General features: G+C 66.3%; 23 protein-coding genes and 2 pseudogenes. 16 read left to right on the top strand and 9 right to left on the bottom strand.

Annotated features, from left to right (window positions below):
* Nucleotides 1-285: 285 nt before the first annotated feature.
* Together AC1DSO_RS18090 and AC1DSO_RS18095 are read right to left on the bottom strand one after the other, a co-directional pair.
* On the bottom strand, nucleotides 286-2,076 hold the full coding sequence (locus AC1DSO_RS18090; RefSeq protein ID WP_477070150.1) for a hypothetical protein: 1,791 nt from the start codon (nucleotides 2,074-2,076) through the stop codon (nucleotides 286-288).
* A gap of 315 nt (nucleotides 2,077-2,391) precedes the next feature.
* Nucleotides 2,392-2,907 (bottom strand): GNAT family N-acetyltransferase, encoded by a 516-nt coding sequence (locus AC1DSO_RS18095; protein WP_477070151.1) that lies wholly within the window; start codon nucleotides 2,905-2,907, stop codon nucleotides 2,392-2,394.
* Nucleotides 2,908-3,048: 141 nt separating this feature from the next.
* Here AC1DSO_RS18095 and secG point away from each other — a divergent pair, with 141 nt between their 5' ends.
* The 5 genes from secG to eno all read left to right on the top strand — a co-directional run bounded on the left by secG (nucleotide 3,049) and on the right by eno (nucleotide 8,167).
* A complete protein-coding gene (gene secG, locus AC1DSO_RS18100; RefSeq protein WP_477070152.1) occupies nucleotides 3,049-3,621 on the top strand; it encodes a preprotein translocase subunit SecG in 573 nt (190 codons plus the stop codon).
* A gap of 114 nt (nucleotides 3,622-3,735) precedes the next feature.
* The gene (locus AC1DSO_RS18105) at nucleotides 3,736-5,388 is read left to right on the top strand and encodes a CTP synthase (RefSeq protein ID WP_477070153.1); all 1,653 of its coding nucleotides are present in this window, start codon (nucleotides 3,736-3,738) and stop codon (nucleotides 5,386-5,388) included.
* A gap of 123 nt (nucleotides 5,389-5,511) precedes the next feature.
* Entirely contained in the window at nucleotides 5,512-5,694 is a 183-nt protein-coding gene (rpmF, locus tag AC1DSO_RS18110; RefSeq protein ID WP_010919589.1) for a 50S ribosomal protein L32, read from the top strand.
* Between the two features lie 121 nt (nucleotides 5,695-5,815).
* Nucleotides 5,816-6,805 (top strand): retropepsin-like aspartic protease, encoded by a 990-nt coding sequence (locus AC1DSO_RS18115; RefSeq protein ID WP_477070154.1) that lies wholly within the window; start codon nucleotides 5,816-5,818, stop codon nucleotides 6,803-6,805.
* Between the two features lie 81 nt (nucleotides 6,806-6,886).
* The gene (gene eno, locus AC1DSO_RS18120; RefSeq protein WP_477070155.1) at nucleotides 6,887-8,167 is read left to right on the top strand and encodes a phosphopyruvate hydratase; all 1,281 of its coding nucleotides are present in this window, start codon (nucleotides 6,887-6,889) and stop codon (nucleotides 8,165-8,167) included.
* A 21-nt stretch (nucleotides 8,168-8,188) separates the two neighbouring features.
* On the opposite strand, the gene AC1DSO_RS18125 is transcribed toward eno, so the two are convergent.
* On the bottom strand, nucleotides 8,189-8,782 hold the full coding sequence (locus tag AC1DSO_RS18125; protein ID WP_477070156.1) for a hypothetical protein: 594 nt from the start codon (nucleotides 8,780-8,782) through the stop codon (nucleotides 8,189-8,191).
* A 337-nt stretch (nucleotides 8,783-9,119) separates the two neighbouring features.
* Between AC1DSO_RS18125 and AC1DSO_RS18130 the strand changes: the two genes are divergently transcribed.
* The 9 genes and pseudogenes from AC1DSO_RS18130 to AC1DSO_RS18170 all read left to right on the top strand — a co-directional run bounded on the left by AC1DSO_RS18130 (nucleotide 9,120) and on the right by AC1DSO_RS18170 (nucleotide 17,267).
* Entirely contained in the window at nucleotides 9,120-9,422 is a 303-nt protein-coding gene (locus AC1DSO_RS18130; protein ID WP_477070157.1) for an FtsB family cell division protein, read from the top strand.
* Between the two features lie 164 nt (nucleotides 9,423-9,586).
* The gene (gene pdhA / locus AC1DSO_RS18135; protein WP_477070158.1) at nucleotides 9,587-10,618 is read left to right on the top strand and encodes a pyruvate dehydrogenase (acetyl-transferring) E1 component subunit alpha; all 1,032 of its coding nucleotides are present in this window, start codon (nucleotides 9,587-9,589) and stop codon (nucleotides 10,616-10,618) included.
* Nucleotides 10,615-11,979, top strand: a complete 1,365-nt coding sequence (locus tag AC1DSO_RS18140; protein WP_477070159.1) for a pyruvate dehydrogenase complex E1 component subunit beta — start codon at nucleotides 10,615-10,617, stop codon at nucleotides 11,977-11,979. The genes pdhA and AC1DSO_RS18140 overlap by 4 nt, the downstream gene beginning before the upstream one ends.
* A gap of 55 nt (nucleotides 11,980-12,034) precedes the next feature.
* Nucleotides 12,035-12,301 (top strand): annotated as a pseudogene (locus tag AC1DSO_RS18145) (GFA family protein); the annotation flags it as partial.
* A gap of 84 nt (nucleotides 12,302-12,385) precedes the next feature.
* Nucleotides 12,386-12,469, top strand: a pseudogene (locus tag AC1DSO_RS18150) (aldehyde-activating protein); the annotation flags it as partial.
* 12 nt (nucleotides 12,470-12,481) lie between these two features.
* Nucleotides 12,482-13,798: a pyruvate dehydrogenase complex dihydrolipoamide acetyltransferase gene (locus tag AC1DSO_RS18155; protein WP_477070160.1), complete on the top strand. Its 1,317-nt coding sequence runs from the start codon at nucleotides 12,482-12,484 to the stop codon at nucleotides 13,796-13,798.
* A 26-nt stretch (nucleotides 13,799-13,824) separates the two neighbouring features.
* Complete coding sequence (locus AC1DSO_RS18160; RefSeq protein WP_477070161.1) at nucleotides 13,825-14,301, top strand: glutathione peroxidase; 477 nt, start codon at nucleotides 13,825-13,827, stop codon at nucleotides 14,299-14,301.
* 83 nt (nucleotides 14,302-14,384) lie between these two features.
* Nucleotides 14,385-15,785 carry a dihydrolipoyl dehydrogenase gene (gene lpdA, locus AC1DSO_RS18165; protein WP_477070162.1) on the top strand — a complete coding sequence of 467 codons (1,401 nt, stop codon included), beginning with the start codon at nucleotides 14,385-14,387 and terminating at the stop codon, nucleotides 15,783-15,785.
* Between the two features lie 18 nt (nucleotides 15,786-15,803).
* A complete protein-coding gene (locus tag AC1DSO_RS18170; protein ID WP_477070163.1) occupies nucleotides 15,804-17,267 on the top strand; it encodes a DUF6880 family protein in 1,464 nt (487 codons plus the stop codon).
* Here the strand turns inward: AC1DSO_RS18170 and AC1DSO_RS18175 are convergent.
* The 3 genes from AC1DSO_RS18175 to AC1DSO_RS18185 all read right to left on the bottom strand — a co-directional run bounded on the left by AC1DSO_RS18175 (nucleotide 17,264) and on the right by AC1DSO_RS18185 (nucleotide 20,446).
* On the bottom strand, nucleotides 17,264-17,659 hold the full coding sequence (locus tag AC1DSO_RS18175) for a DoxX family protein (RefSeq protein WP_477070164.1): 396 nt from the start codon (nucleotides 17,657-17,659) through the stop codon (nucleotides 17,264-17,266). The two genes, AC1DSO_RS18170 and AC1DSO_RS18175, sit on opposite strands and share 4 nt — an antisense overlap.
* A 79-nt stretch (nucleotides 17,660-17,738) precedes the next feature.
* Nucleotides 17,739-19,292: an AMP-binding protein gene (locus tag AC1DSO_RS18180; protein WP_477070165.1), complete on the bottom strand. Its 1,554-nt coding sequence runs from the start codon at nucleotides 19,290-19,292 to the stop codon at nucleotides 17,739-17,741.
* A 104-nt stretch (nucleotides 19,293-19,396) separates the two neighbouring features.
* Complete coding sequence (locus AC1DSO_RS18185; RefSeq protein WP_477070166.1) at nucleotides 19,397-20,446, bottom strand: alpha/beta fold hydrolase; 1,050 nt, start codon at nucleotides 20,444-20,446, stop codon at nucleotides 19,397-19,399.
* An 82-nt stretch (nucleotides 20,447-20,528) separates the two neighbouring features.
* Here AC1DSO_RS18185 and lipA point away from each other — a divergent pair, with 82 nt between their 5' ends.
* Nucleotides 20,529-21,506: a lipoyl synthase gene (lipA, locus tag AC1DSO_RS18190; protein WP_477070167.1), complete on the top strand. Its 978-nt coding sequence runs from the start codon at nucleotides 20,529-20,531 to the stop codon at nucleotides 21,504-21,506.
* A 4-nt stretch (nucleotides 21,507-21,510) separates the two neighbouring features.
* Nucleotides 21,511-21,963, top strand: a complete 453-nt coding sequence (locus tag AC1DSO_RS18195) for a type II toxin-antitoxin system RatA family toxin (RefSeq protein WP_477070168.1) — start codon at nucleotides 21,511-21,513, stop codon at nucleotides 21,961-21,963.
* On the opposite strand, the gene AC1DSO_RS18200 is transcribed toward AC1DSO_RS18195, so the two are convergent.
* Genes AC1DSO_RS18200 through AC1DSO_RS18210 form a run of 3 tightly spaced genes read right to left on the bottom strand, consistent with a single transcriptional unit; the run spans nucleotide 21,960 to nucleotide 24,751 of the window.
* On the bottom strand, nucleotides 21,960-23,075 hold the full coding sequence (locus AC1DSO_RS18200; RefSeq protein WP_477070169.1) for an FUSC family protein: 1,116 nt from the start codon (nucleotides 23,073-23,075) through the stop codon (nucleotides 21,960-21,962). The two genes, AC1DSO_RS18195 and AC1DSO_RS18200, sit on opposite strands and share 4 nt — an antisense overlap.
* On the bottom strand, nucleotides 23,075-23,566 hold the full coding sequence (locus tag AC1DSO_RS18205) for a CinA family protein (protein ID WP_477070170.1): 492 nt from the start codon (nucleotides 23,564-23,566) through the stop codon (nucleotides 23,075-23,077). The genes AC1DSO_RS18200 and AC1DSO_RS18205 overlap by 1 nt, the downstream gene beginning before the upstream one ends.
* Before the next feature lie 36 nt (nucleotides 23,567-23,602).
* Nucleotides 23,603-24,751, bottom strand: coding sequence for a bifunctional 2-C-methyl-D-erythritol 4-phosphate cytidylyltransferase/2-C-methyl-D-erythritol 2,4-cyclodiphosphate synthase (locus AC1DSO_RS18210; protein ID WP_477070171.1), 1,149 nt, complete (start codon nucleotides 24,749-24,751; stop codon nucleotides 23,603-23,605).
* Between the last annotated feature and the right edge of the window lie 100 nt (nucleotides 24,752-24,851).

A 24,851-nucleotide genomic window follows, 5' to 3' on the forward strand; every position in this document is an offset into this window, starting at 1 on the left:
GTCGAGGATCAAGGGGCGTGTCTTGGCCTTTTGGCCCGTCTCCCTCGAYCTCTGGGATCTTCCGGAAACGGAGGAACCCGGGTCCCGGTAAGGCCTGAACAGGGCCACCCGGCGGGACGCTGGCGAATAACGGTCGCGCGGAGCGTCGGGCTTCGTCGAAACGGTACTTACAAACTCAAACTCCGGACGGCGTCCGGCGCTCCGCAGCCCTTTCCATCCCCTCGCGGCCGTTCGGCGCGAGGGTGATGAAACGCGTCTGCTTCCCAGCCCATCAGGGGCGGAGGATCACTCCGCCCAGTACGCCACGTGGATGTGCATGTGACCGATGTCCTTGCCCAGGAAGATCAGATTCCCTTCAGGGCCGATCTGCACGTGGTTGGGGATGTCGTCGCGCGCGCAGGTGACGGTCTCGCCGTAGCGGGTGTCGGTCAGGCGCACGGTGTCGGGCACGCCGTCGGCCGGCATCAACGCCGTGACGCCGTTGACGGTCAGGATACCGAACTGACGCCACTTGGCCGGCTTGGCCTGCTTGCCGTTCCAGTTTTCGCCCAGACGCGCGCTGGCGATGTGCTGCACCGGGATGTCGCTGATGCCGAACAGGTTGTCGCGCCGCCACTGCTGATAGAACCAGCTGTCGACGCTGCCGGCCGAGCAGAAGTTCTCGCTGACGATGTTGGGCCAGTTGTCGCGGATGGCGGTGGCGCGGGCGTTGAACAGCTGGAAATAGCCGTTCGGCTCGAAATTGGTCTTCTCGTTGTCCTTGCCCTCGACCTTCTGGCTGTCGATCCGGCCGGTGAAATACAGGCAGCCGGGGTTCCAGGAGTGGGACATGAAGAGCTCGTAGAAGCCTTCGTGCATGACGATGTCGGCGTCGGTGAAGACGATCCAGTCGGCGTCCTTGAGCGTCTTCAGGCCGTCATTGAGCATCTTGCCCTTGTTGAAGGCCTGGTCGTCGTCGAAGCAGCGGTCCGAGATCACCAGGGTCGCGCCGTTCTCCTTGACGACATCCTGGGTGACCGTGTCGTCGCTGGAGGTGACGACGATGATCTCGTCGAACTCGCGCATGTTGCGGGGCAGGGTCTGGGCCAGGTCGTCGCCGTAGCCGACCGAGGTCAGGACGCAGACCAGCTTGCGCGGCTTGGTCGAGGTGTGGCCGATGCCGACGCGACGGCCCGAGCTGGCCTCGCCGACATAGTTGTCGCGCGTCTCGACCTGGCGCTTCTGCATGTGGATGGCCGGGTCGAACATCTCGTAGGCGCGCTTGCGGATCGCCGGGCTGCCCAGCTTCTTGAGGATCTGCTTGTGCTCGGCCGAGATGATGTCGCGGTCCAGCAGGTCCAGCTGCGACGGGCCCGGCTGGGCCAGGGCGCAATAGTTGCAGAGGTCGATCTGGTCCTTGAAGTCGTCGGGGGTGCGCTGCCACCAGCCGTGCTCGACCGGCCAGGCGTGCGCGCCGTTGAAATAGAGCCGGTCAATGRCGCCGGCCACTTCGCAGAAATAGGCGCCCTTGTCGTTGATCGTCGCCGACCAGAGCTTCTGGACCCAGCAGTTGTCGCGGTTGGTTTCCCACTCGTCGTCCGACATGCCGGTCGCGCCGGTATAGTCCTTGCGCGTGATCAGCAGGGCCTGGTGCTGGCCGGCGGTCTCATGGGTGTTGGTGTTGAAGTGGCTGTAGACCTCCATGATGGTCTCGTAGTTCTTGTAGAACCCGTTCCCAAGGCTGGTCCACAGACCGCGGCCGTTCGAGCGGTCGAACAGACGCTCGGAGGCGAAGTCGTTGAAATCCTTGATCGGCGCCTTGCCGTTCGAGGTGTTCTCGCCGCCCCACAGCTCGGCGAAGCGCCGCGAGATCTGCTCGAAATTGCTGTGCAGGGTGGGCTCGCCGGCGATGACGCCGATCAGCTTGTTGGGGGCGTTCCAGCCTTCCATGCTCTTCACGGAGCGTTCGAAGGTTTCAAGCGCCATGTCCGCCCGCTGGGTCTGATGCGGGATCAGCCGCGTGCAGTTCGAGCAGCTGAGGTGGCACTTGGTGCTGATGTCGATCTGGACGATGTCCATGTCGGCGGGCGAGCGCATCGAGTTCTCCGTTCCAGACGCGGCCGATTCGAGGCGCGACGGTTAACCGTGAACATGCCTTGGTTAACCATGTGGGTCGATAACACTGATCGCCGCACCCAAATTCAGGCAGTTTCTTTTCGGGTCGAGGCTCAATTGAACACTGCCTTTTCCGTTGTCATCCCGGCCGCAGCGAAGCGTAGAGCCGGGACCCAGGGGCCGAGGCAACGCGCCGGCCCCTGGGTCCCGGACAGCCTCCGCGAGGCTTCCGGGATGACAACAGTTTGGAGTTCTTATTTTTCTCAGGTTCCTCAGCTGTTCAATCGAGTACGGACTCTAGAGCTTCAGCCCGTAAAGCCGCCGGTCGCGCCGCTCGCCGTCGCGGTGCACGGCGCCTTTCAGATAACCCTCGGCCTTGAAGCCCAGCTTCTGCAGCAGGTGTTCGGCCCGGTTGTCGCCGACGTGGGTGCTGGCCACCAGGCTCTTGAGACCGGTGCTGGCGCCGAAGGCGAGCAGGGCGCTGACCGCTTCGGCGCCGAAGCCTTGGCCCCAGCCCTTGCGGTCAACCACGAAGCGGATCTCGGCGCGGTCGTGGCGCTTGTCGATGTCGATGAACTCGCAATAGCCCAGGAACGCACCGCTGGTCGTATGGCGGATCGTCCAATAGGCGGCGTCGCCCGCCGTCATCTCGTCGACCTGAGCGGCGACGCGCGTGGCGACCTCGTCGGGATCCTCGATCGGCTCCTGGTCAAGGTTCGACATCACCTCGGCGTCGCTGAGGAACGGGTAGATCAGGGGCGCGTCGTCGACCGTCAGGGGGGCGAGGGTCAGGCGTTCGGTCTCGAGGATCATGCGGTCCGGGGGTATGGCTTGGGGGCTTGCGCTGGGGAGAGCACTCCCCAGCTATGGCGCGGAGCCGCCGCTAGTGGTAGAGGGGCCGCTTCGTTTTTCACGCGGCATTTCGCCCGCGCCCGGATCGAGAACACTTTCGTCATGCTTATCGGCGTCCTGCTAGCCATCAACATCGTCGTCTGCCTCGGTCTGATCGGGGTCGTCCTGCTGCAACGCTCCGAAGGCGGCGCGCTGGGCATGGGCGGCGGCAACAGCGGCTTCATGACCGCTCGCGGCGCCGGCGACTTGCTGACCCGCATCACCTGGATCCTGTTCTCGATCTTCCTCCTGATCAGCCTGACGCTGACGATCCTGACCGGCCGCGCCAACACCGGCGGCTCGGTCGCCGACCGCCTGGACATCAAGGGTCTCGACTCCAAGACCCTGAACGCGGCGCCGACGCCTCAGGCTCCCACGCCGGGCTCGCTGGATTCGCTGCCGTCCAACGCTCAGCCGGGCGCTATCCAGGCTCCGACCCCGCAGATCAACGCCCCGGCTCCGGCGCCCTCGCAGCCCTCGCTGCTGACCCCGGCGGCGCCGGCCAAGCCCACGCCGGCCCCGAAGGCGGCCGCCAAGGCCCCGGCCCAAGCGCCCGCCAAGCCGGCCGAAACGGCTCCGACCGCCGCCGCGACCCCGACCGTCGCGGCCCCGCCGGCCGAACAGCCCAAGCCCTAATCGTTCTCGAACGACCTTAAACCGACCCCCGAGGGCGACCTCGGGGGTTTAATCTTGTTGATGAACGCCGGTCTTTTCCCCGGCGTCCACGAATCACGGGTAATCTGATCGCCCATGACGCGGTACATTTTCATCACCGGCGGCGTGGTTTCCTCGCTTGGCAAGGGTTTGGCCTCGGCGGCGCTCGGCGCGCTGCTGCAAGCGCGCGGCTACAAGGTCCGCCTTCGTAAGCTCGACCCCTATCTCAACGTCGATCCGGGCACGATGAGCCCGTATCAGCACGGCGAGGTCTTCGTGACCGACGACGGGGCCGAGACCGACCTCGACCTGGGGCACTACGAGCGCTTCACCGGCGTGTCGGCGACCAAGGCCGACAACATCACCACCGGCCAGATCTACAAGACGATCATCGAGAAGGAACGCCGCGGCGACTATCTGGGCGCGACCGTCCAGGTGATTCCGCACGTCACCAACGAGATCAAGGACTTCGTCCTGTCGCCGGCCATGGACGAGAGCGGCGAGAAGGCCGTCGACTTCGTGCTGGTCGAGATCGGCGGCACGGTCGGCGACATCGAGGGCCTGCCGTTCTTCGAGGCGATCCGCCAGCTGCGCCAGGACCTGCCGCGCGGCCAGAGCTGCTACGTGCACCTGACCTTGCTGCCGTTCATCAAGACGGCCGGCGAGATGAAGACCAAGCCGACCCAGCACTCGGTCAAGGAGCTGCGCTCCATCGGCATCCAGCCGGACATCCTGCTGTGCCGCTGCGAGCAGGAGATCCCGCCCGAGGAAAAGCGCAAGATCGCCCAGTTCTGCAATGTGCGGCCCAGCGCGGTCATCCAGGCGATGGACTCATCTTCCATCTACGCCGTGCCGATCGACTATCACCAGCAGGGTCTGGACGCCGAAGTCCTGGACGTCTTCGGCATGCAGGACGCCCCGGCCCCGGACCTGACCCGCTGGCAGACGATCGACGAGACGGTCCAGCATCCCGACGGCGAGGTCACCATCGCCGTCGTCGGCAAGTACACGGTGCTCAAGGACGCCTACAAGTCGCTGATCGAGGCCCTGCACCACGGCGGCCTGGCCAACAAGGTCAAGGTCAACCTGGACTGGGTCGAGAGCGAGACGTTCGAGGGCGACGAGGGCGCGGCCGCGGCCCGCCTCGAGAACGCCCACGCCATCATGGTGCCTGGYGGCTTCGGCGAGCGGGGCGCGGAAGGCAAGATCCGCGCGGCCCAGTTCGCTCGTGAGCGCAAGGTGCCGTACTTCGGCATCTGCTTCGGGATGCAGATGGCCGTCATCGAGACCCTGCGGAACGTCGCCGGCATCAAGGACGCCAGCTCCAGCGAGTTCGGCCCCACCGAGCGTCCCGTGGTCGGCATCATGACCGAGTGGATCAAAGGCAACGAGACGGTCCAGCGCCGCTCCAACGACGACCTGGGCGGCACCATGCGCCTGGGGGCCTATGAAGCGGTCCTGACGGCCGGCTCGAAGGTCGCCGAGATCTACGGCTCCACCGAGATCAGCGAGCGCCACCGCCACCGCTACGAGGTCAATATCGGCTACGCCCACCTGATGGAGGATGCGGGCCTGAAACTGACCGGCCGCTCGCCCAACGGCGTGCTGCCCGAGATCGTCGAGCGGGACGACCATCCGTGGTTCATCGGGGTGCAATATCACCCCGAACTGAAGAGCCGCCCGTTCGCCCCGCACCCGCTTTTCGCCAGCTTCATCGCGGCGGCGAAGGAGCATGGACGGCTGGTCTAAGAGGCTTTTCCCCAGGTCTTGCATCAGGGGAGAGATTCGGGCATAAGCGCGCCCTCACGCGGCGGCTCGGGCGTTCCCAAGCCGCCGCTTCCAATTTCACGCTCAGCGAGCAGAGTCACTTCGATGGCCGTTCCCAAAAGAAAAACTTCGCCTTCTCGCCGGAACATGCGCCGGTCGCACCACGCCCTGGGCGCCAACTCGTTCATCGAGGACAAGGACACCGGCGAGCTGCGCCGTCCGCACCATGTCGATCTGAAGACCGGCATGTACAACGGCAAGCAGATCCTGACGCCGAAGGAAGACTAAGGTCTCCTTTCGCCTCTGACGTCTCGAAGACGCCGCCCGGTTCGCCCGGGCGGCGTTTTTCGTCGTATTTTCGTCGTACGCGTCGAAATCGGTGTTAGCCTCCCGACCGGGAGGTACGCCCATGCTCACACGCCGCAACATAGCGGCGGGACTGGGACTTTCGCTCGTCGCGCCGCCGGCGCTGGCCGAGGCGATCACGCCGGTTTCGCTGTCGCAGACGCCGCCTCTCCAGGCCCCGGTTCCCCCCGAGCAGCCGCTGCTGATCCTGGACGCCTCCTTGGACCAGGACGCCCGCTTGACAGTGCCGGTCTCGATCAACGGGCAGGGCGAGTATCAATTCGTCGTCGACACGGGCGCGGACCGTAGCGTCCTGACGCCGGGCTTGGCCGAGCGCCTGGCCCTGCCGCGCGGGCCGGACGTGCTCGTTCATGGCGTCTCAGGATCCGTCACCTGTCCGACGGCTCGCGTTGCTCACTTGCGCACCGGCGACGCCCGTCTGGCTGACGTCATCCTGCCCATATTGCCCTATGACCGGGTCGGAGCCGATGGCCTGCTGGGCGTCGATATCCTGGAGGGCCGCAACGTCATCATGGACTTCCGCAGGAAACAGCTGGAAGTCCGTCGCAGCCAGCCCGTCTCGGGATTGATCCGCGGGCCGCGCGAGGTCTTGGTCCAGGCCGACGAGAAATACGGTCGACTGACCCTGGCCGACTCGCGGATCGCCGGAGCGCGGTCGCTGGCCTTCATCGACTCTGGCGGCGGGGTCAGCATCGGCAACATGGCCCTGGCCCGCGCCATCGCCGCGCGCCGGCGCCGATCTTCCGATCTTGTCCAGCAGGCGCGTCTCCTGACCGCCGGCGGCGAGATGCAGCTGGGCGAGTTCCGCATCGTGCCGTCCATCGTCATGGGCGACCTGCGGGTCACCAATATCCCGATGGCCTTCGCCGACCTGCACATCTTCGACGTCTGGGGCTTGAACGACCGGCCCGCGGCGCTGATCGGGGTCGACGTGCTGCGACTGTTCTCCCGGGTTGAGCTGGACTTCGGCGCGGGGCGCGTGCTGTTCCGGCTGGGGCAGGGCGGCCTGGTCGCGCCGACCTTCAACGCCTGAAGCCTTCGGCGGCGCCAGGCGCACGGTTGCGGTTTCGGGGTTACGCCGGTAAGGGGAGGCGCCTTTTCCAAGGGAGCTCCCATGACCGAGATCGTCGATATCATCGCCCGCGAAATCCTCGATAGCCGCGGCAATCCGACGGTCGAGGTCGACGTCGTCCTCGATGATGGCGCCTTTGGTCGCGCCGCGGTGCCGTCGGGCGCCTCGACCGGCGCGCACGAAGCCAACGAAAAGCGCGACGGCGACAAGGCCCGCTATCTCGGCAAGGGCGTCCTGCAGGCCGTGGACGCGGTCAACGGCGAGATCTTCGACGCCCTGTCGGGCGTGGACGCCGAAGACCAGCGCCGGGTCGACAACCTGCTGATCGAGCTGGACGGCACGCCGAACAAGGCTCGCCTGGGCGCCAACGCCATTCTGGGCGTCTCGTTGGCGACCGCCAAGGCCGCCGCCGAGTCGGCCGGCCAGCCGCTCTACAAGTACGTCGGCGGCGTGAACGCCCGCGTGCTGCCGACCCCGATGATGAACATCATCAACGGCGGCGCTCACGCCGACAATCCGATCGACATCCAGGAATTCATGATCCTGCCGACCGGCGCTAAGAGCTTCAGCGAAGCCCTGCGCATGGGCGCCGAGATCTTCCACGGCCTGAAGAAGGCCCTGAAGGACGCTGGCCACAACACCAACGTCGGCGACGAGGGCGGCTTCGCCCCGAACCTCGGTTCGGCCGAAGACGCCCTGGCCTTCATCGTCAAGGCCGGTGAAGCCGCAGGCTACAAGGCCGGCGACGACTTCGTCCTGGGTCTGGACGTCGCCGCGACCGAGTTCTTCAAGAACGGCAAGTACGAGCTGGAAGGCGAGGGCAAGAGCCTGGATCCGGCCGGCATGGTCGACTACCTGGCCGGTCTGGCCTCGAAGTTCCCGATCCTGTCGATCGAGGACGGCATGTCGGAAGACGACTTCGAAGGCTGGAAGCTGCTGACCGAGACGCTGGGCAAGAAGGTCCAGCTGGTCGGTGACGATCTGTTCGTGACCAACCCCAAGCGCCTGCAGCTGGGCCTGGACAAGGGCTTGGCCAATTCGATCCTGGTCAAGGTCAACCAGATCGGCACGCTGTCGGAAACCATCGACGCCGTCGATCTGGCCCACCGCAACGGCTACACCAGCGTCATGAGCCACCGCTCGGGTGAAACGGAAGACTCGACGATCGCCGACCTGGCGGTCGCCCTGAACTGCGGTCAGATCAAGACCGGTTCGCTGGCCCGCTCGGATCGGGTGGCCAAGTACAACCAGCTGCTGCGCATCGAGCAGATGCTGGACGACCAGGGCGTCTATCTCGGCCGTAAGGTGCTGAAGGGCCGCTAAGCCCTTCCATATCGCTAGAGACTACGAAGGCGCGGCTTCCGAAAGGAGCTGCGCCTTCTTCTTTATGTACTCCAGGGGCGCGTCCTTCTTCATCACCATGTAGCCCGTGATGGCATGGAAGGCCGGGTCGCCCGCGGAGCCGCCTTCCGGGACTTGGCCAATCTGGCCGCTGACCTCGTCGACCGTCGGCATGACAGGCCGGCCGGGCAGGGCGATGTCGCCCTTGATCAGATCGATGGTGCTCTCGGATTTCAGCTTCCAGCCGCAGCTCTCGAACCGCTCCAGGCGGTCCGGCGCGAACACCAGGGTCAGCAGCATCAGCTTCATCTTGCCGACCGCGGCGTCCTCGGCCTGGCCCATGGCGCGCGTCTTCTGGACGGAAAGCGCGCGGCCGTAGGTGATCCAGCGATCCTCGCCTTCCCAGAGGGCCTTGAAGATCGAGCCGTTCATCGGAATGATCAGCCCCCCGCCGAAGTCCAGCCTGGGCGGATTGCCCTTGATCATATTGGGGCCACCCTTGCGACCCTTGACGATCTCGGGCTCGCCGGCGTGGGCCACGGTGGAGAAGAGCGCACCTCCTGTGAGGCCCAGAACCAGGTTTCGGCGCGACGTCATCGGTTTCATCCCCTCGAAGCTCCACCTCAAGATGCGGCTAAACAAGGCGATTCTTCGACGGATATCGTCGGTCTCTAGTCGGCCGGTATGGTTGCTCGGTCGATTAACCCACAAATTTTCTAAAAGCGGAGCCTTGGTTTCAAACGAGACCATCTATGCGATGTTCGCTGTCGCGAACTGGCTTCGGCGGTGCAGTATCTAGATGCCGCTGAAACCATCTCACCTGAAAGCATCGTTCGTGCGACGGGCGAGTGAACGACCGGCGTTCGCAATGCCTGGATTTAGAAGGCGTTAAGCACGGTCGGCGATCCTGCGAATCCCTCTCCGGGAAGCTCAGATGTTCGCCCGACTGCAACCTTTCCTGCCGACCGCGGCGATCTTTTTCCTGATTTTCTACTTCGCCTTTCATGCTCTGACGGGTGATCGAGGCCTGCTGTCGATATCGCAGCGCAATGCGGACCTCGCAGCAAAAACAAAGGAACTCAGGAAGATACGCGCGGAGAGGATGGACCTGGAGGCCCGCGCTCGTCTATTACGCAGCGGCAGTCTGTCGGCTGACCTCTTGGAAGAGCGCGCGCGTTCTCTCCTAGGATACGCCGACCCGAGGGACTATGTGATCCGGGTCAAGCGTCAGAGCTGACCGATCCCGTAACCTCGGAATCGACTGTCGGTCGGCCTGGAACCTTTGGTTCTAGGCTGGTCTTGACGAGACAAGAGGGCGTTTCCTTCGCGGAACCGACGACTTTTCGGCGGGAAATGCTCTAGGGACGAAGGCCGCGATGAAGATTGGCCAGGGAGATTTGAATGGCGCGTGCGCGCAAGGCTGAGGCCTCTGAGGGCAAGACACCTGACACCGGTGTCAACGCCTTCGTCGGCAAGGACGAACTCCTGAAATTCTATCAGGACATGCTGCTGATCCGCCGCTTCGAGGAGCGCGCTGGCCAGCTGTACGGCATGGGCTTGATCGGCGGTTTCTGCCACCTGTACATCGGTCAAGAAGCCATCGCGGTCGGCATGCAGTCGATCTCGCAGAAGGGCGACCAGATCATCACGGGCTACCGTGACCACGGCCACATGCTGGCCGCGGGCATGGATCCCCGCGAAGTGATGGCCGAGCTGACCGGCCGCGCAGGCGGTTCGTCGCGCGGCAAGGGCGGCTCGATGCACATGTTCGACATCGAGACCGGCTTCTACGGCGGCCACGGCATCGTCGGCGCGCAGGTCGCGCTCGGCACGGGCCTGGCTTTGGCCAACCACTACAAGGGCAATGGCAACGTCTCGTATGCCTATATGGGCGACGGCGCGGCCAACCAGGGCCAGGTCTACGAGAGCTTCAACATGGCCCAGCTGTGGAAGCTGCCGGTCGTGTACGTGATCGAGAACAACCAGTACGCCATGGGCACCAGTGTCGAGCGCGCGGCGTCCGAGACCGCTTTCCACAAGCGCGGGGTTTCGTTCCGGATCCCGGGCGAGGAAGTCGATGGCATGGATATCGTCGCCGTGCGTGAAGCCGGCGCCCGCGCCAGCGAGCACGCCCGCAGCGGCCAGGGTCCCTACATCCTCGAGATGAAGACCTATCGCTATCGCGGCCACTCGATGTCGGATCCCGCCAAGTACCGCACCAAGGAAGAGGTCGATGAGGTCAAGACGACGCGCGACCCGATCGACCACATCAAGGAACGTCTGGCCAAGGCCGGCGTGACGGAAGACGACCTGAAGAGCGTCGACGCGGAAGTGAAGCGCATCGTCGCCGAAGCCGCCGAGTTCGCGCGCACCAGCCCTGAACCGGATCCTTCCGAACTCTACACTGACGTATACTTGGAGGCCGCCGAGTGACGGACATCCTGATGCCCGCGCTTTCCCCCACGATGGAGGAAGGCACCCTGGCCAAGTGGCTCGTCAAGGAAGGCGACACCATCAAGGCCGGCGACGTGATCGCCGAGATCGAGACCGACAAGGCGACGATGGAAGTCGAAGCCGTGGACGAGGGCGTGGTCGAGGCCATCCTGATTCCGGCCGGCAGCGAGAACGTCAAGGTCAACACCCTGATCGCGCGCCTGAAGGGCGAAGGCGAGGCGACCCCGGCCGCCGCCCCGGCGCCCGTGGCCAAGCCGGCCGCCGCCGAGCAGTTCTCGGGCGAACCTGAAAAGGCTCCGCCGCAGGCCGCCACGCCGACCGTCGAGCTGAAGGATCCTGAGATCCCGGCCGGCACGCCGATGAAGAAGATCACGGTCCGCGACGCCCTGCGCGACGCCATGGCCGAAGAGATGCGTCGCGACGACCGCGTCTTCCTGATGGGCGAGGAAGTCGCCCAGTACCAGGGCGCCTACAAGGTCAGCCGCGAACTGCTGCAGGAGTTTGGCGACAAGCGCGTCATCGACACCCCGATCACCGAGCACGGCTTCGCCGGCATGGGCGTCGGCGCGGCGATGGCCGGCCTGAAGCCGATCGTCGAGTTCATGACCTGGAACTTCGCCATGCAGGCGATCGACCACATCATCAACTCGGCCGCCAAGACGCTGTACATGTCGGGCGGCCAGATCAAGTCGTCGATCGTGTTCCGTGGCCCCAACGGCGCGGCCTCGCGCGTCGGCGCCCAGCACAGCCAGGACTACGCCGCCTGGTACGGCAATGTCCCCGGCCTGAAGGTCATCGCGCCTTATGACRCCGCCGACGCCAAGGGCCTGCTGAAAGCCGCCATCCGCGATCCGAACCCGATCGTCTTCCTCGAACACGAGATGATGTACGGCCACGAGTTCGACATTCCGGATGTCGAGGATTGGGTCGTGCCGATCGGCAAGGCCAAGGTTCGTCGCGAGGGCTCGGACGTCACCCTGGTGGCCTACAGTCGCATGGTGGGCTTCGCCCTCAAGGCGGCCGAGGAGCTGGAGAAGGAAGGCATCTCGGCGGAGGTCGTCGACCTGCGCACGATCCGTCCGATGGACCACGCCACCATCCTGGAAAGCGTCAAGAAGACCAACCGTCTGGTCACGGCCGAAGAAGGCTGGGGTCCGATGGGGGTCGGCGCCGAGATCGTCGCGCGGATCACGGAGTTTGGCTTCGACTACCTGGACGCCCCGCCGCTGCGGGTCTGCCAGGAAGACGTGCCGCTGCCCTATGCGGCCAACCTGGAAGCCCTGTCGCTGCCTTCGGTCGAAAAGATCGTCAAGGCGGCCAAGGCGGTCTGCTACCGGTGATCCCAATGCCCGCTCACCTAGGCTTCGGCCCGTGTGAGCGGGCGAGGGCGCGCTGATGACGGTCCTGAACGGCTCCTGCCATTGCGGCGCGGTGCATGTGCAGCTCGAACCAGGCAAGCCCCTGGCCGAGCTGCCGCTTCGGGCCTGCCAGTGCGAGTTCTGTCGCCGGCAAGGCGGCCGGACGACCAGCCATCCGGATAGCCGGCTGCACATCACGGCCGCGCCGGGCGCGCTTCACCGCTACCGGTTCGGCCGTCGGGTCGTCGATTTCCTGATCTGTCGCGAGTGCGCCTGCTACATCGCCGCGATGATCGAAGACGACGGCCAGGTCTATGCGACACTCAATGTCGTCGGGACCGCTCTGCCGGGATTTGACGGTCGCGAGCCCGAACGGCTGGACTATCACGACGAAACGGACGAACAACGCCTTGCCCGTCGCAAGGCCAAATGGACGCCGACCACCTTGGTCGAAGCTGTCCCGAACGCTTGAGGAAGAAGCTCAATGTCGATCGACATCCTGATGCCCGCCCTGTCGCCCACTATGGAGGAGGGAACCCTCGCCAAGTGGCATGTCAAGGTCGGCGACACCGTCAAGGCCGGCGATGTGATCGCCGAGATCGAGACCGACAAGGCCACGATGGAAGTCGAAGCCGTCGATGAAGGCGTGATCGAGGCCATCCTGGTCGACGCCGGGACCGAGAATGTCAAGGTCAACGCCCTGATCGCCAAGCTGGCGGGTGAGGGCGATAGCCCCGCGCCGGCTCCCAAGGCGGAAGCCCCGAAGACCGCCGAAGCGCCGAGGCCCGCGGCCCCGGCTCAAGGCGGCGGCGAGACCGCCGCGCCCGCCAAGCCCGCGCCAGCCGCGCCGGTCGCCGCCGATGGTTCGCGCGTCTTTGCTTCGCCGCTGGCCCGCCGTCTGGCCTCGGCCGCCGGCCTGGACCTGAAGAGCGTCAAGGGCAGCGGCCCGCACGGCCGCGTGGTCAAGTCGGACGTCGAAGCCGCCAAGGCGGGTGGCGCTCCCGCCGCCAAAGCCGCCCAAAACACCGTCGGGAGCGCCGCGCCCACGGCCGCCACTCCGGCCGCCGCGCCGCGTCAAGTTCAGTCGCTGGAGCAGATGGGCATTCCCGCCGGCTCGTACGATCTGATCCCGCTGGACGGCATGCGCAAGACGATCGCGCGCCGGATGACGGATAGCTTCCGCGACGTGCCGCACTTCCCGCTGCAGATCGATCTCGAGATCGACGCCCTGCTGGCGGCGCGCGCGAAGATCAACAGCCTGCTGGAGAAGCAGGGCGTGAAGGTCTCGGTCAACGACATCGTCATCAAGGCCGCCGCCGTGGCCCTGAAGCAGGTGCCGGAAGCCAACGCCAGCTACACGCCGGAAGGCTTGGCCATGCACCACCACGCCGACATCGCGGTGGCCGTGGCGATCGAAGGTGGCCTGATCACCCCGATCATCCGCAAGGCCGAAACCAAGGGCCTGGCTCAGATCTCGGCCGAGATGAAGGACCTGGCCCAGCGCGCCAAGGACAAGAAGCTGAAGCCCGAGGAATTCCAGGGCGGCACCTTCTCGATCTCGAACCTGGGCATGTTCGGCATCAAGTCGTTCGCCTCGATCATCAACGAGCCGCAGGGCGCGATCATGAGCGTGGGCGCTGGCGAGCAACGTCCGGTCGTCAAGAACGGCGAGATCAAGATCGCCACCGTGATGACCGTGACCCTGACCTGCGATCACCGCGTGGTCGACGGTTCGGTCGGCGCCAAGTTCCTGGCGGCCTTCAAGCCGCTGATCGAAGAGCCGCTGACCCTGATCGTCTGATCCGGATCGCGGAGAAGGGGACGGCTATGTCGGTCTACGACTATTCGGCCAAGACGCTGGACGGCCAGGACGTGAGCCTGGCCGACTATCGCGGCCAGGTGCTGCTGATCGTGAACACCGCCAGCAAGTGCGGATTCACGCCTCAGTACGAAGGCCTCGAGGCGCTCTATAAGGCCCACAAGGACCGTGGCTTCACGGTCCTGGCCTTTCCCTGCAACCAGTTCGGCGCTCAGGAGCCGGGAAACGCCGAGGAGATCGCGAACTTCTGCTCGCTGACCTACGACGTGACCTTCCCGGTGATGGGCAAGATCGACGTCAACGGCGCCGACGCCCATCCGCTCTACCGCTTCCTCAAGAAGGAGCAGAAGGGCGTGCTGGGCACCGAGGCGATCAAGTGGAACTTCACCAAGTTCCTGATCGGCAAGGACGGCGAAGTCGTCGAGCGTTTCGCGCCGACCGTGAAGCCTGAAGACCTCAAGGTCGCGGTCGAGGCGCTGCTTTAGTTTCTCCCGGATCGGCTTGCAGGCCGATCGATCTAGGCCGTCCGGCTCCTCCCGGGCGACGTCCAAGCTAGGGTAAGATGAACATGTCCACGGAATTCGATGTCGTCGTCATCGGCGCCGGTCCTGGCGGCTACGTGGCCGCGATCCGCGCCAGCCAACTGGGCCTGAAGACGGCCATCGTCGAGCGTGAGAACCTGGGCGGCATCTGCCTGAACTGGGGCTGCATCCCCACCAAGGCCTTGCTGAAGTCGGGCGAGATCTACGAGCAGCTGTCGCACCTGGGCGGCTATGGCCTGTCGGTCGAGAAGGCCTCGTTCGACTTCACCAAGATCATCGACCGCTCGCGCGGGGTCGCCAAGCAGATGTCCAGCGGCATCGCCTTCCTGATGAAGAAGCACAAGATCGAGGTCATCGAGGGCGAGGCCAAGCTGGAGAAGGGCAATCCGTCTCCCAAGCTCGTCATCGCCCTGAAGGCCGGCGGCAGCCGCACGGTCCAGGCCAAGAACGTGATCCTGGCCAGCGGCGCCCGCGCTCGCGAGATCCCTGCCATCGGCGCGGTCTCGGACGGCGACAAGATCTGGACCTATCGCGACGCCCTGGCCCCCAAGACCATGCCCAAGTCGCTGGTCGTGATCGGCTCGGGCGCCATCGGCATCGAGTTCGCCAGCTTCTACCGCGCCCTGGGGGCCGAAGTGACCGTCGTCGAGGCGATCGACCGCATCATGCCGGTCGAGGACGCCGAGGTCTCCAAGGCCGCTCAGAAGGCCTTCGAGAAGCGCGGCATCGCGTTCCGCATCGGGGCCAAGGTCAGCAAGGTCGAGAAGACCAAGACCGGCGTCTCCGTCACGGTCGATGTCGGCGGCAAGATCGAGCAATTGGCCGCCGACGTCTGCATCGTCGCCGTTGGCATCGCGCCGAACACCGAGGGTCTGGACGCCATCGGTCTGAACATGGACCGCGGCCACGTCGTCACCGGCAAGCACGGCGAGACGAATGTCGCGGGCCTCTACGCCATCGGCGACGCCGCTGGTCCGCCCTGGCTGGCCCACAAGGCCAGCCACGAGGGCATCCACGCGGCCGAGCACATCGCCGGCTACAAGACCCCGAACGTCAACTCGCCGATCCCGGGCTGCACCTACGCCAACCCGCAGGTCGCGTCGGTCGGCTACACCGAGGCCGGCGCCAAGGCGGYGGGCATCGAAGTCAAGGCGGGTCGCTTCCCGTTCAAGGTCAACGGCAAGGCCGTGGCCGCCGGCGAGATCGAGGGCTTCGTGAAGACCGTGTTCGACGCCAAGACCGGCGCGCTGATCGGCGCGCACATGATCGGCCACGAAGTGACCGAGATGATCCAAGGCTTCGTCACGGCCATTACGCTGGAAGCCACCGAGGAAGACCTGCACGGCATCGTGTACGCTCACCCGACCATGTCGGAGGCCATGCACGAAGCCGCGCTGGACGCCTACGGCCGCGTCCTGCACATCTAGGGCGATCAGGGAGACTGGATGGCGCGCAAAGCCGCCGCGACGACGGGCGAAAAGCCGGCCAAGGCTCGGAAGGGGTCCAAGACGACCCTCTCCGAGGCCAATCTGGTCGACCTCGGTCCTGAACGCCTGGCCGCCATCTTGCTCGACCTGTCCAGCGACAGCCACGTCAAGCGCGTGCTGCGGCTGGAACTGTTCGCCGAGGCGGGCGGAGACGGGCTGGCGCTGGAGGTCTCCAAGCGTTTGGCCACGATCGGCAAATCGTCCTCGCGGATCCATTGGCGCAAGCGGGTCGCCTTCGCCCGCGACCTTGATTTGCACCGCCGGATGATCGAGCGGCTGGCGGAAGACGATCCGACCGCCGCCCTCGACCTGATGCTGGACCTGCTGGACCTGGCGACGCCGGTCCTGGATCGCCTGAGCCAGGCCGAGGGACCGATCGGCGATGTTTTCCTGTCGGCCCGCGACGGTGTCGGCGCGATCGCCGTCAACGCGATGCCGGACCCGATCGCGCTGGCTGATCGGATCGCCAAGCTGCTGCGCCGCGACGACTACGCCCAATTCGGTCCGTTGATCGGCGCCTTGGGCCTCGCGCTGGGCCCCAACGGCCAAGCCCATCTGCGCGAGACGCTGGAAAAGATGCTGGCCGCCCGCGCGCCCCGCTCGACGCATACGTTCGACGCCCAGGGCGCGATCTACAAGGACGCTCTGCGCCGGCTGGCCGACGCCAGCGGCGATGTCGACGCCTTCGAAGCCACCTTCGCCCCGGAGCTGCGGCGTACGCCCTTGGTCTCGGCCGAGATCGCCCGCCGGCTGCTCGCGGCGGGGCGAGGGGAAGACGCCCTGGCGACCCTGCAGGCCGGTGCGCCCAGCGAGCAACGTGGCCGCCACGCCAGCAGCCTTGAGGAACGCGGGGCCTGGGAAGAGGCGATGCTCGAGGCCCTGGATGCGACCGGACATCATGACGAGGCCCAGAAACGCCGCTGGGCGGACTTCGAGGCCACGCTGTCGATCCCGCGCCTGCGGGCCTATCTGAAAGGCCTGCCGGATTTCGACGACGTCGAGGCGGAGGATCAGGCCAAGCTCGTCGCCAAGCGTTTCCCGCGCTTCGACACGGCGCTAGCCTTCCTGGTCTCCTGGCCCGACTTGGCGGCGGCGTCGCGGCTGGTGCTGACCCGTTCCGGAGAGATCAACGGCGCAGACGAGATCCTCATGGCCGAGGCGGCGCGACGGCTGGAAGGGGCCTATCCTTTGGCGGCGACGCTGCTGCTGCGGGCTTCGATCCAGTACGTGCTGACCTACGGCGTCGCGACGCGTTACGCCGACGCGGCGCGCCAGTTGCTGGAAGCCGAGTCGCTTTCGGCGATGATCGCGGACTATGGCGAACATCCCGACCATCAGGTCTTCGTCGCTGACCTGCGCGCCATGCACGGTCGCAAACAGGGCTTCCGCGCGGAGCTGGAAGCCCTGGGCGGCGTCTTCTAGGGCCGCTTGCGCACCTGGGCGTCGAGGCTCCATTCGCCGGGGCCTTGGAACACCAGATAGAGGAAGACGAAGCAGAACAGAATCGCCGCCTCGCCGCCATTTAGCGCGGGCCAGAAGCCCTTGCTGCCGTGGGCCAGGAAATAGGCCACCGCCATCTGTCCCGACAGGACGAAGGCCACCGGTCGCGTGAAGAGGCCGAGAACCAACAGGCCGCCGCCGATGATCTCCAGCCAGGCCGCCGCCACCAGCATTGGCGGCAACGGATCCGGCGCGCCCGGCTGAGCCGCGGGGAAGTGGAAGACCTTCATCAGGCCGTGCTCCATGAAGAGCAGGGCGGCGATAATGCGGAGCAGGCTGAGCACGCGCGGCGCCCAGACGGTGAGACGTTCCATTCTGTGTCCTTCCTTGATGCGAACGCTGTGAGCTCTTGCGGCTCGACGCTTACTGAAAGACCGGAAAGGGAATGGCGCCTTAGGCGGCGCGTGTGTCTGTCTCGGCCATGCGCTGGATCGCGACATAATCGGTCTTGCCGCTGCCCAGCACCGGCACCTGCGGCACCTTGAGAATCTTGCGCGGCACGGCCAGTTCAGGGGCGCCGATCGTCTGGGCATGGGCGACCAGAGGACCGACATCGGCGTCGTGACGATCGGTGATCAGAACCAGCTTCTCGCCCTTCTTCTTGTCGGGCATCGAAATGACAGCGTGGCGGCCGTCGGGCCAAACGGCCGAGGCCAGGTCTTCGGCCGCGGTCAGGGAGACCATTTCGCCGCCGATCTTGGCGAAGCGCTTCACGCGACCCTTGATGGTGATCCACTGGTCGTCGGTCACGGTGACCACGTCGCCGGTGTCGTGCCAGCCGTCCTCGGGCGCGTCGACGCCGCCGTCTTCGCGCAAATAGCCCGCCATGATGTTGGGGCCGCGCACGAAGAAGCGCCCGCCCTCGGCGATGCCTTCCACGGGCTCGACACGGATTTCCTGGCCGGGCAGCAGGCCGCCCACGGTGCCGGGTCGATTGTCGGTCGGCTTGTTGACCGCGATGACCGGCGAGGCCTCGGTGGCGCCATAGCCCTCCAGCACCGGCACGCCGCCGAAGCGCTCGGCGATCAGGGCGTGGGTCTCGTCGCGCACCTTCTCGGCCCCGCAGACGATAAACTTCAAGGCGCCCAGTTCGTCGGCGTCGGAAGCGCGGGCGTACTGGTTCACGAAGGTGTCCGTCGCCAGCAGGATCGAGGCCTTGGCGTCCTTGATCAGCGGCGGGATCTGTTTGGTGTGCAGGGGCGAGGGATACTGAAACGCCTTCATGCCGGTCAGGATCGGCAGGATGACCCCGCCCGTCAGGCCGAAACAGTGGAACACCGGCAGCGGATTGAACATCACCCAGTCGGGATCGAGCTCGATGTGCGCCGCGATCTGCATCGCGTTCTGGACCAGGTTTTCCTGGGTCAGCACCACGCCGCGCGGCGCGCCGAAGCTGCCCGAGGTGAACAGGACCACACCCTTGTCCGACGGCTTGGCCGGGGCGCGAAACTGGCGGGGGAAGAAGCCGGCCGCGGCCGCGAACAGCTTGTCGGGTAGGCCTATCGTGGCGCGGACGTCTTCCAGATAGGTGATTTCGGCCTGCTGGCTGACGCAGTCGATGATGTCGTGCAGCTTGCCCAATTCGATGAACTTGTGGGCGGTCAGCACGCGCTTGATCTGGGCCAGCTTGCAGGCGGCCTTGATGTTCCGCAGGCCCGCCGTGAAGTTCAGCATGGTCGGCACGCGGCCGAAGGCGTGCAGGGCGAAGAAGGTCACCACCGACCCGGCGCCTGACGGCAACAGCACCCCGACGTGCTCGCCCGGCTTGGTCATCGCGGCGATCTTGCGGCCCAGGGCGAAGCTGGCGCGGATCAGGTCCGTATAGCTGAGCGGATTGCGGTCCTGGTCCTCCAGGATCGCTTTCTTGGCGCCATACTTATCGCGAGCGTCGATGAGCGCGTCGAAGATGGCCTTGCGGCCAACTTGCGGATCGTAAGCTACCGGCATGCCGGCGAAACCTCCCCGAAGAGCAAAAGGCGCCCTCGTTCGTTAAACGCCGAGTCTGCCGGGGAAGGTCCGGCTTTGCAAGAAAGAGTCACGAACCGTGAGGATCAGCCCCTGCGGGACAAGGCCTTGGCGTCGGCGCGAGCGCGGGTGAATTCGACGATCGCCGCCAGCCACGGCTCCCGGACGGCGTCCGATTCCATGTGCAGGTCGTGGCCGGCCGCGAGATAGCGGGTCTCCTGGCAGTCGGGCATCGCGGCGCAGAGGCGGCCTTGCGGCGTGGCGGTGACCGCCTTGTCCTTGCCGGCGTCGAGCATCAGGGTCGGGGCGGCGGCCTTGCGGATATCGCGGGCGGCGGCTTCCGAGGCGTCGAAGAAGGCCGCGAACCAGCCCAGGCTGCGCCCCCCCATCCTCAGATCGGGATTGGCCAGCATCCAGGCGGCCTGAACCTTGCCGCGTTGCGCGTCATGGGTCGCGCCGGACTGGACGCCGTCGGGACCGTCGCGTCGCCAGCCGGGCTGGTCCGGGGTGCGGATCCATCCCAGGCGCAAGGCCCGCATGGCCGGCGTGAAGCGCGCAAAGTCCGCGCGTGGCCGGGGCAGGGCGGTCAGGCCGAAGGCGGGCGAGGACAGGACGAGGCCGTCCATCGCCAGGCCTTGCTCCGCCGCGCGCAAGGCGACGAGGCCGCCTTCGGAATGACCGAGCACCACGAAAGGAATGTCGATGCGCGGTCGGACTACCCCCTTGGTCAGGGCGCGGACCACGGCGACATCGGGCTCGAAACTGTCGGCATGACCAAGATCACGCCAGGGGGTGGTTCGCTCCGACCCGCCCTGACCTTGGCGCTCCAAAACCCAGACGGTGAAGCCCCGCGCGTTCAGCGCCGAGACCGTCTCGAACCAGGCCTCGGCGCTTTCGCTGTAACCGGTGAGGATCAGGATCGTGGCGCGAGGCGTGACTGGGGGAGAGGCAACGCCGTAGCGTTGGATCAGGCCCTCGCCGCTACGGACGAAACCCCAGGCCCAGCCTTGCGGCGGATAGAAGCGGGCGCTCAGCGAAGGCGGTGTCCGCGTCTCGGCGAACGGCGCGCGCGAGGCCCCGTCGCTGCAGGCGGAGACGGTCAAGGCGAGGGCGATAGCGAGAAGGCGGCGACGCATATGGCCCAGTCATTTCGCGCGTCGTCGCCTTAAGCAAGATCAAGCGCTTGATCCGGAGGGCAAGAAGACCGATTTAGGCGCCATGGCCACGGTGATCGACACCCTGAAGGCTCGCGGCTCGGAAGACCGGGCGGCGCGCCATCCCGAAAAGCAGAACCGCCCCGATACGCCGGTGCTTCGCAAACCCGACTGGCTGCGCGTGCGCGCGCCCGGTTCGGGCCAGTACAACGAGACCAAGAGCATCGTGCGCGAGCACAAGCTGACCACGGTCTGCGAGGAAGCGGCCTGCCCGAACATCGGCGAGTGCTGGAGCCAGAAGCACGCGACCATGATGATCATGGGCGAGATCTGCACCCGCGCCTGCGCCTTCTGCAACGTCACCACCGGCCTGCCGACTCAGCTGGATCCCGACGAGCCGCGCCGCGTGGCCGAGGCCGTCGCCAAGATGGGCCTCAAGCACGTGGTCATCACCTCGGTCGACCGCGACGATCTCCTTGACGGCGGGGCTCGCCACTTCGCCGAGGTGGTTACGGCCATCCGCGCGGCCGCGCCGGGCACGACCATCGAGATCCTGACGCCGGACTTCCTGCGCAAGGACCGCGCCGAGAACGTGGTGATCGACTCCAAGCCGGACGTCTTCAACCACAACCTCGAGACGGTGCCGCGCCTCTATCTGAAGATTCGCCCCGGCGCGCGCTACTACAATTCGCTGCGTCTGCTGGAGCGGGTGAAGGAGCGCGATCCTTCCCAGTTCACCAAGTCCGGCCTGATGGTTGGCCTGGGTGAAACCAAGGAAGAGGTCATGCAGGTGATGGACGACATGCGCTCGGCCGGTGTCGACTTCATCACCATCGGCCAGTACCTGCAGCCGACCCGCAAGCACGCGGCGATCGACCGTTTCGTGACGCCCGAGGAATTCAAGGCCTACGAGGCGATCGCCCGCGCCAAGGGCTTCCTGATGGTTTCGTCCAGCCCGCTGACCCGCTCGTCGCACCACGCGGGCGAGGACTTCGCCAAGCTTCAGGCGGCCCGCCGGGCCCTCGACGCCCGCTCCGCGTAAAGCCTTGCACCGCCACGTCGTCACGCGGGTGCTGCCGTACGCGCCCGAACAGCTGTTCGACCTCGTCGGGGACGTCGAGACCTATCCGAAGTTCGTGCCGTGGATCACCGGCATGCGCACCTGGAACGGTCGCGCCGACGGCCCCGTCAGCACGGTCGACGCCGAGGCCCAGGTCGGCTTCTCGTTCTTGCGCGAGAAGTTCGCCACCCGCGTCCGCCGTGATCGCGAGGCGCTGAGCATCGATGTCAGCCTGCTGTACGGCCCGTTCAAGCGGCTGGCCAATGGCTGGCGCTTTGTTCCGGRGGGCGAGGTCACCCGCGTCGAGTTCGTGATCGACTTCGCCTTCAAGTCCGCGATGCTCGACGCCCTTCTGGCCGCCAATATCGACAAGGCCGCCAATAAGCTGATCGCTTGTTTCGAGGATCGCGCGCGGCAGGTTTACGGCGCGAAGGCTTAGTCCTTCTTCCGAACGACCTCTTCGATCCGCTCCTCGAAATCGCCAAGGTTGGCGAACAGGTTCTCGATCGCGAAGACCAAACCGAACACCCGCGCGGCGTCGTCGAATTCGAGGTCGCGGGTCACGCCGTTGGCGCGCAGCCGCTCGACGCAGACCTGAAACGCTTGGTGAGCCTCGGCGAAGGCGATGCGATCAGGCCACGGGCCTTTGGCCAGAAGATCGGCCGTTCCGCGCAGGAAGCGCGCGCTGGCCTCCAGCATGTCGGCGGCGGCCGGGGCCAGGTCGGCGGCGGGCAGAGGCTCGTGCAGTGTCCGCCCGACCATCACGGTGTCGTTGCGGAGCCGCCAGAGCGTCCGGGGCAGGGCCTCGGAGACGGAGCGGTCGCTGAGCTTGCTGGCGCTCTCGCGATCGGCCTCGGTCACCGCGGTCTGCAGCTTGGCCAGCGCCGCGCGCAGATCGTCCTGAGCCTTGAGATAGTCGGTGGGCCCGGGGGTTCCTCGCAGCATCAGAACGTGGCTGTCCAGAATATGGGCCTGCAGGCCGGCGATCTTCTGGACGCTCGAGACGACCGAAGTATGGGCGCGGGCCGGGAAGATCAGCAGGGTGGCGGCGACCCCGACGAGGCTGCCGACCGTGATCTCGGCCACTCGCCAGGCAGCGGCGAGTAGCGGATCCATGTGCGTTGTCGTGCCGATCAGCATGATCACGGCGGTGACCGGGGCCACCTTCAGCGCCGGACGGACCGAAACCACGAACGCCAGCAGTGCGACGGTCACACAGAGGATCAGCCCTCCAAACTGCGGCCAGCGCGCGTGGAAATAGGCCGCCGCCGCCCCGGCGAGCGCTCCGACCACTGTGCCCATGAATCGCTCGACCGAGGCGGTGATGGTCGCGCCTAGGCTGGACTGCACCACGATGACGGCGGTGAAGACTGCCCAATAGCCCTGCGGCAGGCGCAGCAGTGTCGCCAGGGCGAAGGCGGCGCCGACGGCGGCCGAGACGCGGATGGTGTGGCGGATCTCGGTCTTGCGGGCGGCGGCGGCCTTCAGCGCCCGTTGCGAGAGATTGACGCCAGCGAAGCGCCTCCAGTCGCTGGGCGCGACCTCGGGCACTAGGCCACCGCCTCGCGGAGCATTTCGAGGGCGGTTCGCACGGCCGCCAGCTGCACCGCCTCGCGAGTCTCGCCCTCGAACCGTTCGTGCCGATGCACGACCGAGCGGTTGGCGCGAGCAACGGCGAAGTGGACTGTTCCGACCGGCTTCAGCGGTGTGCCGCCTCCCGGCCCGGCGATTCCCGTGACGGCGACCGCGACGTGGCCGTTGCTCTCGCGCAGGGCGCCTTCGGCCATCATTCGCGCCACCGGCTCGGACACGGCCCCGTGGTCGGCGATAAGGTCGCCCGGCACACCCAGCATCTCGGACTTGGCGCGGTTGGTATAGGTGACGAAGCCGCGCTCGAAGACGTCGGAGGCGCCGGAGATCGAGCAGATCGCTCCGGCTACGAGCCCGCCGGTGCAGCTCTCGGCCGCCACCAGGCGCAGCGACTTGCCACGCGCTTCGTCGATCAGCAGCCGGGACAGGGTCTGGATGTCCAGCGGGAACATGCGGCTCTCCGGATTCGCGGCCTCAGCTTAGCTCGTTCAGGCCGGCGTCTCGACCGCCACGACGGCCGAGGCCGCAAGTCCTTCGCCGCGGCCAGTGAAGCCCATCTTTTCAGTGGTCGTGGCCTTGACGCTGACCCGGTCGACGGAAAGTCCGAGGATCTCGGCTAGGCGTTCGCGCATGGCCTGGCGGTGCGGTTTGATCTTCGGACGTTCGCAGATCAGGGTCACGTCGACATTGACGATTGCGCCGCCCTTGGCCGTCACCAGTTCGGCGGCGTGCTTGAGGAACAGGTCGGAGGCCGCGCCCTTCCACTTCGGATCGGTCGGCGGGAAATGGTCGCCGATGTCACCTTCGCCGATCGCGCCCAGGATAGCGTCGGTCAGAGCGTGCAGACCGGCGTCGGCGTCGGAATGGCCGATTAGGGTCTCGTCGTGCTTGATGGCCACACCGCACAGCCAGACTTCCTCGCCCGGACCCCAGCGGTGGGCGTCGAAGCCCTGGCCGACTCGAGTGATGCGCGCGGCGCCGGCGAGCCGTTCGGCCATGGCGAAGTCCTCGGGATAGGTGAGTTTCATCAAGAGCGGATCGCCTGGCGCGATCGCCACGCGGCCGCCGCCGGCCTCGATGACCTGAGCATCGTCGGTCGGTTCTCCGCCAGGCCAGGCGGCATAGGCGTCGATCAGCGTCTTACGCCGTACGGCCTGGGGCGTCTGAGCGCGCYAGAGATGCTCGCGCGAGGTCGTCACCGGATTGCCGCCAGGCTCGGCGCGCTTGAGCGTATCGGCGACGGGCAGGGCGGGCAGGGCGGCGTCGGCCGACTCGAGCGCTTTCAGAACGCCTTGGATCGTCGCGCCGCTGAGAAAGGGGCGGGCGGCGTCATGGATCAGCACTGGCTCGTTCTCAGGACGATGCGCCAGGGCCGCGAGGCCCGACTGGACAGACAGCGCCCGGGTCGCGCCGCCGCGCGCCGCGCGCCAACCGGAAAGGCCCGCCAGCACCTCGGTCAGCGCCTTTTCCCCATCCTGGGTCGTTACGATGATGATATTCGCCGCGCCGGCCGCCAGGAAAGCCTCGACGGACCACCGGAGAACCGCTTTACCCGCCACGGGTCGCCATTGCTTGGCCTGGCCGGGTCCAGCGCGGGTTCCCGAGCCGGCGGCGACGATCACGGCGGAAAAGGTCATGGCGGCTGTTTAGTCCGGTGGCCGCGCTTGTCCATAGCCCGTCCCGATCGGGACGGGCGGTCTCTTTGGTTCAGAGGCCTTCTCATCCGATCGAGACGAT

This window comes from Caulobacter sp. P4_E5 (genome assembly GCF_056401555.1).